Origin of the sequence: Brevibacillus sp. MER 51, assembly GCF_023714195.1 — a bacterium.
Classification (GTDB): Bacteria; Bacillota; Bacilli; order Brevibacillales; family Brevibacillaceae; genus Brevibacillus.
The window spans coordinates 120,702-135,346 of the sequence record NZ_JAMAUS010000004.1 but is presented as its reverse complement, the minus strand read 5'-3'; the positions used below and the strand labels follow the sequence as shown (position 1 = coordinate 135,346).

The 14,645-nt window shown below is 47.6% G+C and carries 13 protein-coding genes; 1 reads left to right on the top strand and 12 read right to left on the bottom strand.

What is annotated here, in order from left to right:
- The first annotated feature begins 125 nt into the window (after positions 1-125).
- The gene (gene nfi, locus M3630_RS10365; RefSeq protein ID WP_251252044.1) at positions 126-812 is read left to right on the top strand and encodes a deoxyribonuclease V; all 687 of its coding nucleotides are present in this window, start codon (positions 126-128) and stop codon (positions 810-812) included.
- Here nfi and M3630_RS10360 read toward each other — a convergent pair.
- The 12 genes from M3630_RS10360 to M3630_RS10305 all read right to left on the bottom strand — a co-directional run bounded on the left by M3630_RS10360 (position 809) and on the right by M3630_RS10305 (position 14,641).
- Positions 809-1,447, bottom strand: coding sequence for an immunity protein Imm33 domain-containing protein (locus M3630_RS10360; protein ID WP_251252043.1), 639 nt, complete (start codon positions 1,445-1,447; stop codon positions 809-811). The two genes, nfi and M3630_RS10360, sit on opposite strands and share 4 nt — an antisense overlap.
- 146 nt (positions 1,448-1,593) lie before the next feature.
- Positions 1,594-1,869: a hypothetical protein gene (locus M3630_RS10355; protein WP_173610769.1), complete on the bottom strand. Its 276-nt coding sequence runs from the start codon at positions 1,867-1,869 to the stop codon at positions 1,594-1,596.
- A 39-nt stretch (positions 1,870-1,908) separates the two neighbouring features.
- Positions 1,909-2,190 (bottom strand): hypothetical protein, encoded by a 282-nt coding sequence (locus tag M3630_RS10350; RefSeq protein ID WP_229088133.1) that lies wholly within the window; start codon positions 2,188-2,190, stop codon positions 1,909-1,911.
- Between the two features lie 26 nt (positions 2,191-2,216).
- A complete protein-coding gene (locus tag M3630_RS10345; RefSeq protein WP_251252042.1) occupies positions 2,217-2,846 on the bottom strand; it encodes a hypothetical protein in 630 nt (209 codons plus the stop codon).
- Positions 2,843-3,364 carry an imm11 family protein gene (locus tag M3630_RS10340; RefSeq protein WP_251252041.1) on the bottom strand — a complete coding sequence of 174 codons (522 nt, stop codon included), beginning with the start codon at positions 3,362-3,364 and terminating at the stop codon, positions 2,843-2,845. The genes M3630_RS10345 and M3630_RS10340 overlap by 4 nt, the downstream gene beginning before the upstream one ends.
- Before the next feature lie 15 nt (positions 3,365-3,379).
- Positions 3,380-4,483, bottom strand: a complete 1,104-nt coding sequence (locus M3630_RS10335) for a pentapeptide repeat-containing protein (protein WP_251252040.1) — start codon at positions 4,481-4,483, stop codon at positions 3,380-3,382.
- A 16-nt stretch (positions 4,484-4,499) separates the two neighbouring features.
- A complete protein-coding gene (locus M3630_RS10330) occupies positions 4,500-5,969 on the bottom strand; it encodes a contractile injection system protein, VgrG/Pvc8 family (RefSeq protein ID WP_251252039.1) in 1,470 nt (489 codons plus the stop codon).
- Between the two features lie 227 nt (positions 5,970-6,196).
- Positions 6,197-6,436: a DUF7660 family protein gene (locus tag M3630_RS10325; RefSeq protein WP_251252038.1), complete on the bottom strand. Its 240-nt coding sequence runs from the start codon at positions 6,434-6,436 to the stop codon at positions 6,197-6,199.
- A 185-nt stretch (positions 6,437-6,621) separates the two neighbouring features.
- A complete protein-coding gene (locus tag M3630_RS10320) occupies positions 6,622-7,317 on the bottom strand; it encodes a hypothetical protein (protein ID WP_251252037.1) in 696 nt (231 codons plus the stop codon).
- Between the two features lie 268 nt (positions 7,318-7,585).
- Positions 7,586-8,053, bottom strand: coding sequence for a hypothetical protein (locus M3630_RS10315; RefSeq protein ID WP_251252036.1), 468 nt, complete (start codon positions 8,051-8,053; stop codon positions 7,586-7,588).
- Between the two features lie 233 nt (positions 8,054-8,286).
- Positions 8,287-8,811, bottom strand: a complete 525-nt coding sequence (locus M3630_RS10310) for a hypothetical protein (RefSeq protein WP_251252035.1) — start codon at positions 8,809-8,811, stop codon at positions 8,287-8,289.
- Positions 8,812-8,827: 16 nt separating this feature from the next.
- The gene (locus tag M3630_RS10305) at positions 8,828-14,641 is read right to left on the bottom strand and encodes an RHS repeat-associated core domain-containing protein (protein ID WP_251252034.1); all 5,814 of its coding nucleotides are present in this window, start codon (positions 14,639-14,641) and stop codon (positions 8,828-8,830) included.
- Between the last annotated feature and the right edge of the window lie 4 nt (positions 14,642-14,645).

Below are 14,645 nucleotides of genomic sequence, written 5' to 3'. Positions count from 1 at the left end.
GGTTACAAAATAGTGCTTTTCATTCAAAAAGTCAACGTATTTCCTCGGGATTGTTCCTAAGACTTGGAGCATAGCACATCTATTCGATATAATGAACCAATCTTCTATCATCCGGAGGTAACCAGATGGAGCCGATTATCCAACATCCTTGGAACATTGATGAGCAAGAGGCCATCAACTTACAGCGACAGCTAGCCCAGCAAGTAAAAAAAGAAGATCAACTAGCGGACGTACGCTTTATCGCCGGGGTAGATGTCGCTTATCATGCCGAGTCTGATTTGTTAGTTGCTGGTGTCGTGATCCTCGACGCCACTTCCCTGCAAGTCGTCGAGTCTGTCGTTATTCAAGACACCGTCGAATTCCCGTATATTCCCGGCTTATTCTCTTTTCGAGAGCTGCCTCCGTTGGTACGTGCATTCAAGGAGCTCAAAACAACACCACAGCTCGTCGTCTGCGATGGGCAAGGAATCGCTCACCCGCGAAGATTCGGACTCGCCAGTCATTTGGGCGTCCTGTTTGACATTCCTACCATTGGTTGTGGAAAAACGAGACTGCTAGGCGAATACGAAGAACCAGCACAGGTAAGAGGTGCGTATTCCCCTTTGATCGATCAGGGTGAAATCATCGGCGGAGTCTTGCGCACACAACCGAATATCAAACCGATATTCGTCTCAATCGGGCACGGAATCTCTTTGCCAACCGCATGCGCATGGATCACCACGCTCTCACCCAAATATCGTTTGCCCGAAACCACACGCCAAGCGGATCAACTCGTGAATAAAGTATCAGCGGAGTTAAATAGCAGCCGCTAATGGAGTGTCGGCCATACATTCACATCGTGCTCGTCCAGAACTGCTTCAATCTGATCTCCTTGGAAAACGACAATGTAGCCTCGTGGCAGAGCCATCGCCTGCAAAAGAGAGGGACGTAGCTCTAGCAGTTGGTAAACGTAGTATGACTCTAGCTGGTCACTGTCTACTTCGCCTTCCACAGGCCCAAGATACCACCCGGAGTCACCTTTTCGAACATCCTCTGCACGCTGCAAATAGACGTGTTCTTGTTCAAATGCACCTTTTGCCACCACAATTTTATCTTGGAACAAAGCAGCTTCCCCTTCTGCTCGCACCGTTTGCAAGCAGTTGTTTTGCGCCATTTGCACGACCAAGGACACAGTCAGGTCAGAAGTTATTTCGGAAAAAGGATTCGCGCTGTAGTCGGGTGCCATGATCTCCATACACCCATCCCGTTCGAAAACCAGCAGAATGGTCCATCCTACCTGAATTTTCGCACCGTTCTTGATCGGACCCATCTCGTCTTCTACATCAGAGAATACGTCTAACAGAAAGTCTGCTTGCTTCACCAAAGAATCTTGGCAGGTCACGACAAACGTACGGTTATGAATCTGTTTGGAGCGTTGGCAGAGTCGAGTCTCTTTCTCAACTGACATGTACCTCTCCCTTTCTGCATGATCGGAATTGCTACTATCTTCAGGATAACACGAATAGGAGAAAAGCTCCGTGTAAAAAAACAAGACATGTTCCTCCTCGATGATTCGAGTTGGAATATGCCTTGTAGTTGCCTTTGTATCGTCCCTTATTGCCCTTCCATGCCGATTAAAATAAACGTGATAATTGCGGTTATCGTACCAAATACGAAATATAAACCAAAAAGAATCGCCATTAACAACAAGCCCGCTTTTGCCCAGTTTTTACGATTCAAATTCCCATCTGAACCAAAAGCCCACACAAATAACAAAACAATATTCGCGATCGGAATCATCATGAACAACGAGACGATTATCCAATCTTTCATCGTCATGACCTTTTCGTTTTCCGCTACGCTTCCTTCCACATGCGTTTGGTGATCCATTCTATACCCTCCAGATTTTTTGCCAATCCACCGTTCTCGCTATTGTTCAACCGATGCTCCAATGAATGCCAAGATCAGAATAAAAAAGAATACGCATAAGTACAACCCGATGCAAACGCCCATAATCAGCAAGTTCGCTTTTGCCCAGTTCTTTCTGTTTAGATTGCCTTCACTGCCAAATGCCCAAACGAAATACATCACGAGATTGACCACGGGCACCATCATAATTAAAAAAGTAATCAACCATTCCTTGACTGACATGACCCGCTCATTTTCAGGCACGCTCACTTGCATTTGCTGTTGATGTTGCTGCTGTTCCAATTGGAAACCTCCCTGTTCTGTCATGATCAAACGTTCTCTACCCGCAGCGTGCGAATCAGCGCATGGGCCAAAGGCTGCCACACGAGCACTTCCTCAGACTCAAAATGAAAACTTCCGAGAAGTGCCCGCCCGTTTACTGATGTCGCGAACAAGATTTGATAGTAGGTTTTGTCCTCGACCGGGATAATGAATTCGCTGCAGGCAACTCTGCATCCATTCAGCTCGATCAGCTCATGATGTACAACCTGCAAGCCTGCATGCGCCTTTTTGACTTGTGCTGTCATCGCCTGCACAAACGTTTCCACGCCGCTCATCGGCAACGGATGTGCCATATGATTCATGCCGAGCATGACCGCGCTCTCTTCCTCTTTATAGGAAATCTGCTCGTGCTGAGAATTCCCTGTGCTATTTGACCCGCGTCCCCTCGGCATGAACTGCATCGAACGGGGCAGCTGAATGCCAAGCTGCCCGTCAAAGAGGATATTCTCTGCGAATTCGAACCTGCGTCCTTCGTACTCCAGGCAGCCTTTTCGCACGCCATCCAGACACTCGGCAAGCGTCAGCTGCACCTGCTGTTCTTCCATTTCAGCGAGTTGACGCCGTGCCTGGATACTGTTCCATACATCCAAAATCTTTTCATCCCAGTAGATCGTCATAGCTCCCTCCGCAGTGCCTGCTCTACTTTTTGCAAAACAAATCCGTTCAAGCTTCTGCGAAGGAAGCTTTCCGCAGCATCCAGACTCACCACGATATACGGCTCCAAGATCCCTTGAACTTTAAAGAAATGATGTGCCTTTATCTTATCGGTATCTAATACAAGTCTCTTTACCGTTCCATTCAAATGAAACGCAGTCTCCATGGAAAGGCAATCTACAGCAGGTACTTGCATGACCCAGTAGACGTTTCGCAGGTTGGTTTCACTGTCAATCAAATCGACGCGCTTCCATTGTACGCTCGGATTGTATTTGGCAGTAATGGTTTTCATCCGCTCCGAAATCATCGGCAGTGGCTTTTCCAACCAATCTGTGTAGGCGTAGGTCCCATCCGCGTTGACCTCAAGAACGGATATTGGCGGGAGTTGCTCGAAGGTGTTTTCCTTTTGCAGCCCCAGACCCGCTGGTACAACCTTTTGAGCGATTCGACCGTCATCTGCTAGCAAATAATAATCGCGCATGTCATCCCGCCTCCTTTATTCCGTTTTCCACTCAATCTGCTGCATCTGTGCTTCACTCAATGCAAAACGCCCACGATCCTTTTCGAAAAAAACGGCATTTTGCATATTCGCTCCATGAAAATTCGCATGATACAGACGAGAATGGCGAAAATCCGCTCCTTGCAAATCAGCATATGCAAATTGGACACCGAGTAAGCCCGGTACACGATGCAGCTCGTCCGCACTGACTCCTTGTCCTTCGGCATAAGAGAAGATGGCTCCACTCAAGTCAGCATGACGAAAATCGGCATCACAAAGAAGCGAATGACTGAAATCTGTGCGTTGAAGCTTGCTCTTTACCCATCTTGTTCCGAATAGGACACACTCACGGAACTGACTGTCTGCAAAATTACTGCCGCTAAAATCGCAGTAGCGCAAATCTAATGCTTCTACCATGCTTCGCGGCAAATCCATGTAGGCGAATGTTTCATGGGTGCAAAACGTTCCTTTCGGTTGCCCAAGCAAGCTTCTACTCTCCTTCTCCTCCCGCTTGTTCCGCTCATCTACGTACACCACTTCACTGATATCTTTGAATTCCCCCACTCGTATGTACAGACGATCTGCTTTCCTAATCTGTTGGTACTCAGGCAGCTTAATGAGCTCCGGAATCGCTACTCGGGCAAGCGCTGTGACAAACTGACCGAATAGCTCCATTTCCTTTAGCACCATATACTCCACATCAGCAGCGTGTATGATCCCCATGTACATTTTTCGGCGTTCGTCCAGTAGCGAAATGAGCTTGGAAGCCTCTTGCAAAGCCCATGCTGAATTGTAACGTGCATAGCATTCCACTGGCTCCCAGTACCATTGCTCCGTATAAGCCTCTATCAAAAGTGTGTACGTGCCATCCAATACGGTTGTCCGCAGCAATGAGTAGTGAATAAAACCGACAGGGGGTAGCTCCTCGTTGCTCTGCATGAACTCAATATGCAGGAGCATTTGCCGAAAAGACTCCACGAACTCCCGGACGAGCTGTTCCTTGTTTTGCTGGAAATAGCGCTCGAGTGCCGCTATGCTTTCAGCCAGTGCTGGCCGGAAGGTGTTATCGTTCAAATGCTGGAGCGCTTCCTCTTTTTTCATCGATGCAAGTGCCCCCCTAGTTCATCTTGATTTCCGAACCTTTCAGCTCGATCTTGTCTTCCAGTTTGATCGTATTTCCTTTTCCACTCAGCTCTATTTTATCCGCACTAATATGAAGAGAAGCAGCTGATAGCTTCATGTCCTTATCCGCCGTTATATTCACGTTCTGGCTACTCTTGATATCGATTCCATTCGTATCACTGATCGTGATCGACATATCTCCTGTCGTGATCACAATTTTGTCAGGAGCCAGCACGATTTCCTTGCCATATTTGGTACGAAACGTCTTTACAGCAGGGTCCTTCATCCGGTCTCCACCACCACCTCCACCTGCATTGCTTTTCGGTGTGGCTTTCTTTTTGGGAGCTGGCTTGTCATCGTCCGGGATTTCCTTGAGAACAGAGCTGATCGCGATACCGTCCTCTTCTTTTTTGCTCGGGAAATAAATCCGAATCTGGTCGTTCAGCTCTGGCATAACGTACCATCCGGTTTGATCCTCGGAGGCATAAATGGTGGAGTAAGGGAACCAGTATGCCGTACTCTGATCCTGCTGATCATCCATGTCCAGCTTGGCCCGCACATTGTCTTTCTGGACTTGCAGCACCCGGCCTTGGATGGACGCCCCGATGATCGCATGGTTATACTGTTTTTTACGCGCCAGACCTAGCCGCGGATAAAGCTTGTATGTGTGCGTGACAATGCCTTCCTTCATCTCTGTGACCGCTTCTCCGACGACAAGTGGTCTGGATTTGAAATTCACCTCATTGCCTACCTCCAGCACTCGTTCGCTCTGCACTTCATACACGGTATAGTCCTGGTCATCGATTCCCGGAACCTTGTTCTCCGCATCACTCTGATAATCCCCGACACGCTTGTGCACCGTATAATGACTAACGGCCAGCTTTCCTTTATCTTGACCTTTTGGCAAACCGAAATAAAACTTGGGAATGTCAAAAGCCGTTGTCGGGATCAAACCTGTATAAAAACGCGATGCCATCCTCTTCAGAAACTGCCAATCGGTTTCCTCATACTGCATCACAAAAGTATTCAAAGCTTTGCCGTTCGTAACTGAGTCAATAAAGTCAGCTTTTCCGTACCCGGACAGCACCGTTTTCACGAGCCCCGCATAAGTCATCGCCGGGTTTTGAAACGAACGCTTTCTCGTTTTGACATCCAACAAATACGTATGAGAAATAGCCTCCAGCGACAAGTAATAAATATCGCGAACCGCTTTGACATGGACGCGCAAAACGATGCCCTGGAACCATGTTTTCGGCTTGCCCGATTCATCAGCCAGTGCCACGCTGATCAGTGTTTGCGCATTTGTCTGGTTCACGTAGCTATCTTTTCGCTCTTCAGAAATGATCCCCGTGAGTGTCAGTCGTGCATGCTCGTTCATCTTTTTCACGACTTTCATCGTTTGCAAATGCGTAAACTCATAGGGCGAAACTTGTATATCTCCATAAGTGAGTGTTCGATTGCTCATGGTATCCCCTCCCTGCCAGATGAACCCCCTCCTCCGATGCTCCTAGGGAAATAGATTCACCTTTCCAAATAAGACCATTATTTTACATACAATCTTACAATCGGTATTATTTGGGATTTTTTGAATGGGTCGTTAGTCCTGAATGATATGATTTTGAGGCAAAGAGAGGGGCTTTGTACCTTTAATATCCCTTAAAATCGTCGCAGACCCTTGAATTCGTTTCCTATTTATTCATAACGGCTTCCTGCAATTAAAATGGTAGCAAACAAATTCCAATCTACACCTTCAAGATCAGCTAACATATTATCACAATCCTCAATCCATGATTCCATCCCACTTAGGAACTCTTCAAGTGATATATTCGCCCACTCTTTTTTATTTTGCTGATAATCCTTAATCAAATGAGAAATGAATTGAACCATATCCTCTCTACTCTCAACCGTACTCGCTCTCTCAAGAATATCCATGTGAAACTCCTCCCACTCCATGTCTTTATCTTCCATTTTATTATAGATGTTTTAACGGAGCTTGAAGAATTGGGGAATGAAAAAAGCCCGCTGGCGTGCAACGGACTTTCTGTCTCTTATGTGCGGGGGAACATCTGTCTAGTCAATAACAGGATTCGGGCTGTCACTATTCTCCTAGACGTTCCTTATTGAATAATCTCGGAAATTGCTTGCTTTTGCTCCAAAATCTCGCTTTGTACCTGTATCAGTTCTTTCAACAGATTAGCTGCCTCTTTCAAGGATGTCGCTGCTGGCTCCTTGTCACCAGCCTTGAATGCTTCTTTTGCTTCTTTCACTGTGTTTTTCTCATTTGCTTTCAGTTCTTTTGCTTGCTCTTTGTTCTCTTTCTTTTCAGTGCGGATTGGTTTCAATTGTTGGTTCATCTCTTTGAAGGACGCTTTTTTCTCTTTTACCTGAGCCAATTCTGGTTGGATATGCGCCAGTTTTTCTTCGATGGCGGTGTGGTTTGCGGCGATTTCAGCCTTGATGCTCGCCACCTTTTCTTTATCCTTTGCTTTCTTCGCTTCTTTCAGTTCAGCAGACAGCGCCTTGTTCTCTTCGCGGAGTGGCTTTGTCTCTGCCAGCACGCTTTTCACGGTTTCACGTACTTCTGGCGTCACATCGCCCCAAAGAATGTCCCATGCTTGTTTGTTAGTCTGGGTTTGAGCCTCTAGTTTATCTTGGAGAGCTTTTTGCTCTTCTTGCAGTGCTTTTAGTGATTGAACTTCAGGCAGGCTGCTCCACCCTGCTCCTTTTCCTTCTTTCTCCGCCGCAAAAGCTCCTGCCGCACTCGTTGCCATCAAGCACGCTGCGATTACAGATACGGAAAGCATTTTTTTCATGTGTGAACACTCCCTGTCTCCTATTGTTTCTTGCAAATAAATCGTACCGTATGGGCGCCGGGAATGTTCGGGATAACCTCGTGAAAAGTAAGGGGAAAGTGTGGGATTTGGGGAAAACGCAAAAAGCCCAGGGAAGGCCTGGGCGGGTCTGGATTGTTACTCAGAGAAAGCTATTTGATATAACTGTTCTTGGTGTAATCTGGTTCCACTTGCAAAATGACATCATGTTCCACTTTTATGATGAGCAGATTATACATGTTTTAGCTCTCTAATCATTCGATTTCATTTTCAAAACAACAATATTTCCAGCGTTTCCAAAACAAGAAGCATGGTACAAGCCTTCCAAAATATGCTCTTTATGAAATTCCCCAACAAATATGTGGTCTTCATTCTTTTGTTCATGAGCGTATCGAACGAGGATTACTGTGGCATTCTGCACATGCTTGTTTTGCATAAACAGTTGAATATTTCGGCTGAAACTTAAAATATCAACTGGTACTTCCTCTCTTTCCAACCACTCGTCAAACTCTCCAATGAATTCTTGATTCACCATTTCAAAAACGCTTGAATGAACAAAATGTCTCAGATGCGCTATCTTCTTGGGCAAAATTTTATCTTTCGGTAACACTTTGAAATGATTGGTAACTTCAAATTCTTTCAAAGATGCAGTGACATCAGCTTCATTATCGGAATCAAATGAAATAAACTGTGTACAATCAAACGTTACATATGACATAGCCTCACCTCATACTGCTCGATTAAAATGATGAAAAGTTTACGCTATTTACTTTTATGATACATTCGTTCAATTATTCAAGTGACTTCATCAACCCTAACGGATGAATGAGCCCATTCGATTGGCTATAATTCCATCACAGCCGTTATAACTGCTTGTCTTGCTCTCGTGCACACTTAAAAGGGAGGGTAAAAAACCTTGAAAGACATAAAGTCAATCAAGGTTAGGACATACTAAAATGTAAAGTTCTCAATTATTTTTAAACTACTGAAATCTGAATCATCATTTACCTTAGACGCATATATCAAAGGGCTTTCAAGTGCCGATAACTCAAATACTTTCCCTTCTGTACAAATGATAAATCTTTGTAAATCGGCAATAAGTTCTTGCATATTTATGCTGATAAACTCTGCGCTTGGTACTGATACAATTACAAATGGATGATTGAAGCTTTGATTCATACAAATAAAAGTATTATAATCAAATGTCGCCTGAGTAAATTCTTCTGGTAGGGAGTAAATAGATATCGTCTTTATATTCTCTCCATTCTCTAATGCTTTATTTAACTTTGCCTCTGTTCGTTTGATAGTGGATAACTTTCCTGATTTAAAGCTATCCCCAATGATACCTAGATGTGTTGAAGGGTATCCTAGCTTCTCATTAAATTTCAAAAAATATTGATACCATTCCCATATCTCCTGTTCCTTGGCCTTGATTAAGCCATATAAAACAATGGATGTCATTAATCTACCGCTCAAACCTTCCACCTCTTTTTTACTTTTTAATCGGCAGTAATTGTATACTCCCAGCTCTACTCCCAAGTTCTTTCTGGTTATCAATCATTCGTTCTATCAGTTTAGCTGGATCATCTGTCGTACTTGGAACTTCATACTGATTAATTTTACCATTAGATTTAACTACCATAACATCAGGCCTTCTCGGTCGAGCACTAGGTACTTCATTCTGGAGACCTTTGTTCAAATATACTTTAACTGTATCATCTTTCTTGGCTTCTTGAACAGCTTTCCGCATACTCGCAAACCAGTGACCAGGTGTTTTATTCGTATGTGGTTTACTCGGGAGTACAATTTTATCTTTCCAAGCCTTACACTTCATCAACCCCAACGGATCAATGAACCCAATCGGATCCCCATTCACATAAGCAAAACGGTTAAACGTTTGCCCGTCCGTCATATCCCCTTGGAGCACATCTCGGTTCAGGAACCGCTTCAATCCCGGATGGTAATACCGCGCCCGCATGTAGTACAACCCATTCGGATCGGTCATGACTCCATCGCGGCCGTTATAGCAAAACGGCTGTTTCGTCCTGCCCTCGTGTACTTCCAGTTCCCCATACAATCCGTAGGTATAACGGTCCGTAACTCGACCATGCTCGTCAGTCAACAGGGTCGTGCTTCCGCGCGTATCCGCGTGATAGGACAAATAATCGCCTTGCACATCCTCACGACCAATGAGCCCCAGTCCATATACATAATACGCTTTGGCTGCTCCATTTTCCTCCAGTTCCATAAGAACCTGAGTCAGGTCAGCGTTTTGGTCGACCACATACCGTGTCGTCTTACCGTTCCAGGTCATGGAGGTGCGGACGTATTCAGCATCGTAGGTGTAGCGAGCTTGTCCGGCGCGAACAAGACGATTGCGGGCATCGTACGCATACGTTTCTGGCTGTTGCTTACCTGGGAGCAGCAGAAGGTTGCCGTCCTCATCATACTGAACGGGTTTACCATCTACGGTGTCCAGTCGGTTGTCCTTGGCGTACGTCATCGCCGTAGCAAGACTCGAACCTGAATCCCCGATCGCGGTAATATTCCCGCCCTTGTCATAGGTATAGAGAATCTTACGTCCTGCCATGGCTCCACTTGTCAGGCGCCGCAGGGAATCATAGGTGTACTGCTTTTCTTCCTCTTGGATGATCTGCCCGAGCTCGTTATATACAAACCGATATTGCTGGAGCATGACGCCTTGCGCATTTTGATCCCAAAGACGGAGAAGCTGCCCGGCTGCGTCATAGTGACGCTGCTCTATCGTGCCGTTCGGTCGCTCTGTACGGATGAGGCGGTAATTTTCATCGTACGTGTACCTTGTAACACGACCTGCCCAGTCTGTGACCGTGGTCAATTGACCTACGAGATCGTAGGAATAGTGAACCTTCTTGCCATCTGGATAGACGAGCGTTGCCAGTCTGCCTCCCGTATCGTAGGTGTACTGTAGCGTATTCCCATACTGATCTATGCTGGAGACGATTCGTCCCAAAAGATCGTAGGTACGGCGCTTGGTGTCTTTTCCATCTTCTTTGACACTTACCATGTGACCCTCGGCGTCGAAAGTCCTGCGAACAGTCCCCGCTTCGTCCTGCTGCTCAATGAGCTGTCCGGCTGCATCGTAGCTATAGTGCGTTTCCTGACCGCGCGCATTGGTCTTGGCGGTCAGCCATCCGCGCTTGTCATAGCGGTAGGTCGTTCCTTCTCCGGTAGCATTGCGTTCAGCTAAAAGCAAGCCACTGGCATCGTAGGAGAGGGTGGTGGCATTGCCATTAGCATCTGTATAGCTCGTTAGACGGCCTTCTCCGTCGTATTGCTGCTTGTAGACGGCTGCTTCATTTTCCAACACCTCTGTCAATCGTGCGGCTGCATCGTAGGAGAACTTGGTTTTCTGTCCAGCCGCATTCGTCGTGGCAATGACTTGATGGAGCTTGTTGAACTGGTATTGGGTTGTTCTTCCGAGTCCGTCTATATGGGCAAGAATATTGCCTGCTCCATCATAGGTGAGCCCGCTCACCTTCTGTCCGGTTGCATCATAGACAGCCAGTAAACGTCCCGCCGCATCGTATTCATAGCGCTGGGTGTTCCCCAAAGAATCGGTGACAGCAGTCACTCTACCCATGGCATCGCGTTCGAGACTGGTCTTCGCCCCGGTTGGCTCTACCACCCCAATGATTTGCCATTCCTTGTCATACTCATAACGAGTGGCTTCACCATAGGCATTCGTTATGGATTCTACTTTTTCTGTAATCGTGTAGCTGATCTTCGTCGATACTCCGCTAGGCGTTGTCTCCTCTATCCGACAATCCTGTGTATCGTACGTAAAGGAATGCATCCTTCCAAGAGGATCTATGACACCTACAAGATTATCGTTGGCATCGAATACCTGACGCAGCGACCCCCCATAAGCATCTGTAAAGGTTGTCATCCTGCCTGTAGGGTCGAAGCCAACACGGAAGATGCGGCCTTCTGGGTCCTGAGCGGAAACAAGCATTCCCTGTCCATCGTAATGATAAGTGGTTTTTGCTCCTGTAAAATCAGTATAAGTGCTTCTTTGCCCGTGCTCGTTATACCCGATGGAAGAGGTGCAGCCGTCTGGTCGAGTAATACTGACCAGACGCTCGTGTTCATCATAGGCGTAAGTCGTGACTCCGCCTTCCGCGTCTTCTTCTGCTATCAGTAGGTCATTCTCGTTGTACGTATACGTCGTTGTATTGCCAAGAGGATCTGTCTCTTTTACCAGATTCCCGCGATGGTCATACGTGTAAGTGGTTGTTTCGCCCGCTCCGTTTGTTTCAGAAGTCGTTTGTCCCCACTCATTATAGGAGTATTTGGTGACCGTTCCATCCTTCTCCGTCTTCTCCAGCAACTGGCCATTGTCGTCATGGACCATGACCTCGACATGCCCGTTGCCGTCTGTGAAGGTCGTGACCATCATGCCAGGGCGGCTCTCGGTGTCGTAGTGAATATAACCAGGGATGCCTGCCGCGTCTGTCTGGCAGATGATGCGCCCTTCTTCGTCAAACGTATTCGTGTAGACGATGACGCCATCGGATGCCAGAGATTCCAGTTGGTCATTTCCTGTATAGGACAAGTCAGTGACAACACCATTAGGATTGGTGTAGCGAGTCATCCTGCGTTCGGCATCATACAAAAAGCGAAGGGAACGAGTCCCATCAGACAATGCTGACACCAAACCATCCGCCCCATACTCCAGTGAAAACGCTCGACGACTCCGCTCTTCTGTCAAGTGATTCAGCCTGCCATGCTGATCATAGCTAAAGAGCAGAGACATTCCGGCAGCTACCGTATGGCGAAGTGCTTGTCCATTTCTGGCAAAATCGTACGTCTCTCTCGTTTCCTTGACCCACAGCGTATAGCCGTCTTGTCTTTCCCGCAGTTCGTCAAAAAAGACATCCGCATCGCTGGACCGGTATAAGCCGTCCTGAACACGAGTAAAGGTATTGGCGCGGCCAGCATTCCACCACACCGTAATTTCTTCGCGTGTCTCATCCAGGAATTCCAGGCGCATTTCGTAGTTGTGTGTCCATGCTTTTCCCAGTGCTCCCTCTTGCAAAAGCAATGAATTGTAATGCAGCTCAAACGTCCACGTCTCGGCTCCATACAGCTTGAGGGCAGGATGAACGATAAACTGTGCTCCGGTGCCTCCGTGGATAGGGTCTCGAAGGCAACTTTTCAGCTTCGCTTTTTTGATGTTTCGTTTTTTCAGCCTATTGGTGTTCTTGTACGTCACTCGAACTTTTTTACGGCGCCCGGCCATTCCCGTTACGGTTGAGAAGACACCATCCGTCGCATAATCTAATACCTCAGATCCCGCTTCTTTTAGCACTTCCTTCACAACAGGCTTCTGCATGAACTTGCCGACCATGCTCTTCTTCAGCTTCTGCACAGCGGCAAGCTTGTCCATACTCTCCTGAATGTTCCGCGCAGCAGTGACGACCTTGCCTTTCACTGCGCTTGCTGCATTGGCCGTCGCCTTGACCGCTTTCGATACACCCAGCGCTTTGTCCGCTGCCTTGACCGCTTTCGTTGCCTTGGTCATCGCTTTTGTTGCCTTCACTGCTTTCGTCGTCAGCTTGGCCGCGGTCACTGCCGTACCCGCACCTGGAATCGCGGCTGCAAGGGACATAGCGGCACCCGCATAATCGCCACGTGCGACAGATATCCCCGCATTGACGACGTCTGCCACTTCCCCAATGACAGGGATCATCCCGACGATATCGAGTCCAAGCTGTAAGCTATCGAGGAAGCCCCATCCAGATTTCTCCTCTTCTTGCTCCTCTTCAACGACTTCCTCCTCTTCCTCCTCCTGCGGCAAATCCTCCACAACCACAGGCGCCTTCGTCAACCCGACCATCTCAATCTTCGGCGCTTGCAGATCCACTTCCCCGTCCAAAATCATGCTGCTGGTGCTGCACATGAGGTAGATCGCTTCCTTGGCCTTGATCTCAACCTTGGTGTCTGACGTAATCTCCATATCCTTTTCCGAGGAAAATACGATCGGATGCATACTGTGAATCTCGATACCGTCCTCTTCATGCAGCTTGATAAAAATATTGCCTTCCTTGCTCTCCTTTGCAGTGAGAACGAGCTCTTTGCCGCCCATCATCAGCTCTTTGCCAAAGTTGGTTCCCCAGTACTTGATGCCGGGATTGCCTGTCTTTGGGGTGCTGCCCCCGCCTTTTCGCACGGAACTGACTGCCATGGCGCCTTCTTCATCTGGTGTGGAGAAGTACAGCTTGACGGAGTCGCCCATTTGCGGCATGCAGTGAAAGCCGCTGTTGCCCTCTGCCGAGTAGACCGTGGCATACGGGAACCAGCTCGCCTCTGCCTTGGGCTGCTTCGGATCGATGTCGAGGTGGATTTTGACGGTGTCCTTCTGGATGTCGATGATCTTGCCTTCCAGAGCAGCGCCGCATATGTCATCGTTGCGAATAGGATTTTGCCGGATGCCTGCTTCTGGCATGAGCTGATAGGTGTGAATCAGCAGGGCATGGTCGATCCTCGTTGTGGACCCGGCGACGACCAGCTCTTTACCTTGGTAGTTCACGCGGTCCCCGAGCTGGAGAACCTGTCCACTTTCTACTTCATAGGTGAGAAAATCGTTTTCCGACATACCTGCTGCGTAGCCGTTTTCTGTCGTTTCCATATAGGGAGATAGCCTTTTGCTGATGGTGTAGCTGGCTTCTGTCAGTTGGGCAGTGCGCCCCTCTGGCAAGCCGAACCAGAACTTGGGTGTATCTGCCACTGCCTCAGCGACGAGAATGGAACCAAAGCGGGAGGCCAGTCGTTTTAAAAACTGCCAGTCCGTCTCCTGATACTGGATGGCAATGGTCCCAAGCGGCGCTCCGTTCGAAGCATGGTCCAAATAATCCGAACCGGGATAGTCCTTCGTGATTTCATCCAGCAGACTGGCATACGTCATTTGTTTATACTGAAAAGAGCGCATCTTGCGCTGTCCGTCCATTCGCTGCGTGTGCGAGACCGCTTCCAGCTCCAAATGGTACACGCCGTGAACAAAGTTGACACTGACGGAATCCACGAGTCCTTTGAACAGTGTCTTTGTAAGTGAACCGTTTTCCACCAAATTCAGCGCGACTGTATCCTCACTCGTCGCCATCTCAATGTAGCGGTCGCTTTTTTCCTCCGGGATGATACCGGTGACGAACAGTCTGGCGTGCTCATTGACTTTCTTCACGATTCTGACATCTTGCAGGCTTTGGATTTCAAAGGGTGAGACCAACTGAATATTCTCGTATCCAGCCAGCTTCTCTGTCGTATTCATACAA